The sequence below is a fragment of the Mesorhizobium sp. M7A.F.Ca.CA.002.05.1.1 genome (assembly GCF_003998335.1).
Classification (GTDB): domain Bacteria; phylum Pseudomonadota; class Alphaproteobacteria; order Rhizobiales; family Rhizobiaceae; genus Mesorhizobium.
This window is the reverse complement of the sequence record NZ_RZQI01000893.1, coordinates 1-2,403: the sequence shown is the minus strand read 5'-3', so window position 1 is coordinate 2,403 and position 2,403 is coordinate 1. Positions and strand designations below refer to the sequence as shown.

The following is a 2,403-nucleotide window of genomic DNA, read 5'->3' as shown; positions in this document are numbered from 1 at the left end:
CGATGGACGATGAGCTTTCGGTGTCGCTCGACAACGATTTCCAACTGGACATGGCTGAGATAGACGATCACGTCGCCGGCGCCAGCCATGCGGTCGCAGCTGAAGCGGCGCCGTCCGTCGAGCCGGCTTTCGCGTCTGATTTTGACGATGCCGTCGCCGGTTCGCTTGAGGACGTCTCTCCCTTCGAGGACGATCATTCGATGGCGGACGAGCTGGCCATTTCGCTCGACCAGGACCTCCGGATCGATGAGGAAGCCGAAGAGGCCCAGTACGCTGAAGAGGCCCAGTACGCCGTTGCCGACACGCCCGCTTCTATCGAGCCAGTTGCCTCCGATGACGAATTCGACGATGCGGTGGCAGTCTCGCTTGAAGACGAGCTGGTGCTCGACGACCATTCGGCGGCCGAACAGTCATTCATGGCCGCCGAGCCCGTCAAGTATCCCATGCCGGAGCAGGCGGCGCGTGACGGCCATGCAATTTCCGATGAGAGCTTTGCCGGCCATTTCGACGACGCGATGGCTGATGTCGACATGGATTTCGACGTTCGCGCGGATGAGCCGAATGCCTTCGACGAGCCGCACGCGCATGATGCGCTTGTCGATATCACTGACGCGAACGGCGACATTCCCATCCCTGAAGGCATTTCGGACGATGCTTTCGACCTAAGTTTGGACGACGCGTTTGCCGAAACGGCCGAAGAGCCGGTCGCCGAGGTTGCTGCCGCTACGGTCCAGCCGGCGGCGCCAGAGGCTCATGTTGCGCCGGCGGCGCATGCCCCGGCCGCGGACGAACGGAGCCTGGAAGACGAGTTGAATGCGCTGCTGGGTGCCATGACGGCGCGCACGGCGCTGGTCGCCAGTGAGCCCGTCACGGCTCAGCCGGCTGTCGCCGCCCTGCCGCCTGTTGCCGAGCCCGCCGAGGAACCGGCCGATCTTGTCGGCGACCTCGACTGGGATCTTGACGAACCCGCGCCTGAGCAGGACCGGCATGTTGGCACGGCCCAAGCGGCCGATGCGGATATTGACGACCTTATGCTTGATGAACTCCAGGATACGACTTGGCACACGGCTGGCGATGTCGATTTCGACGATGATGCGTTCGACGCGGCTTTGCCCAAGGATCTTGATCCGCGTGACGAAGCCACTGACCGGGACAATTCGGCGGATTCTCTCGATTGGCTTGCGGAGCGTTCCCAACCGGCAGAGCCGACGCGTTCGTGGAGCCGCGTGACGCCGGTTCCGCAGCAGCCGTCATTCAGTGCTCAGCCTGCGTTTGCTCAGCCGGCCGCTTCGGTGGCATCCGTGGCCGCCGCGCCGGCAGTCGCCGCCATGACGTCCTACCGTTCGTCCGAGCCGGTCGAGACCGTGGCTCCCGCTGCCCCGGTGCCGGCGCCCCAATCGCGCCAGCCTGCGCATTACGAAGACATGCCCGACGTCGAAACGGTCGATGTACCCGAGCGTGTCGTCGCGCTAGCCGACGATCTCGATATTCCCGAACTGCACTTCGAGGAAGACCAGCCGGCGTCGTCTGGCTACGACGATCTCGATGCGGAGTTCTCCAGCCTTCTCTCCGAGATGAACGCGGTGGAGGTCGCTCCTGTTCCCACGAGCAATGTGGCCAGCGCGTCTTACGATGATGACTCCTATGCCGCGGGCTTCAAGCCGGGCTATGACAGCCTCAAGCCGGCATATGACGGGGTCAAGCCGGGCTACGACGGGCTCAAGCCGGGCTATGAGCCGGAAGCGCGGACCTATGCCGCGCGGCCGATGGACATGTCCGCCCGCGCGGCGGCGCCCACGGGTTATGCCGACGCCTCCGGCTTCGACCTCGACGGCCTGCCAGGGAGCCAGCCGGTTTCGCAAGCCGATGATTTTACTGTCGATGAACTCGACTACGATCCCGAACTCGACGAGGCTATGGCTGTTCCGGGTCTCGGCGAGCGTGAGGCCGGGAGGCCGACGCGCGGACGCGGACTGTTCATCGCCGCGATTGTCGGCGCGGTCGCGGTCGCGGGCGGTCTCGGGGCCTTTGCGCTGTCCTTTGGCGGCAAGGGCGGCAGCGAAGCGCCTGTCATCGTCAAGGCCGACAACGCGCCGATCAAGGTCAAGCCGGAGAATCCGGGCGGCGCCGTGGTGCCCAATCAGGACAACAAGGTCTACGACGCGGTCAGGGGCGCCAAGCCAGCCGAGCCGGTCCAGGAAAAGCTGGTCACCAACGTCGAAGAGCCAGTGGACGTCCAGGCGAAAGATCCGGCCCGCGCCATCGACCTTTCGCCGGACCAGAATGCAGCCGCCGCTGGAACCGATGTCGGCAATGCCGCGCCGATGGCCGGCGCCGCTTCGGCCGACAACGCTTCTGCCGACAATACGGCGCCCGCGCCCAAGTCCGAGGACCGCATTGCGC

Annotated in this window: 1 protein-coding gene; it reads left to right on the top strand. The window is 65.1% G+C overall.

Annotation, left to right across the window (positions count from 1 at the left end):
* Positions 1 to 2: 2 nt before the first annotated feature.
* A partial coding sequence (locus EN939_RS30125) for an SPOR domain-containing protein (protein ID WP_127271306.1) occupies positions 3 to 2,403 on the top strand: 2,401 nt, incomplete at its 3' end.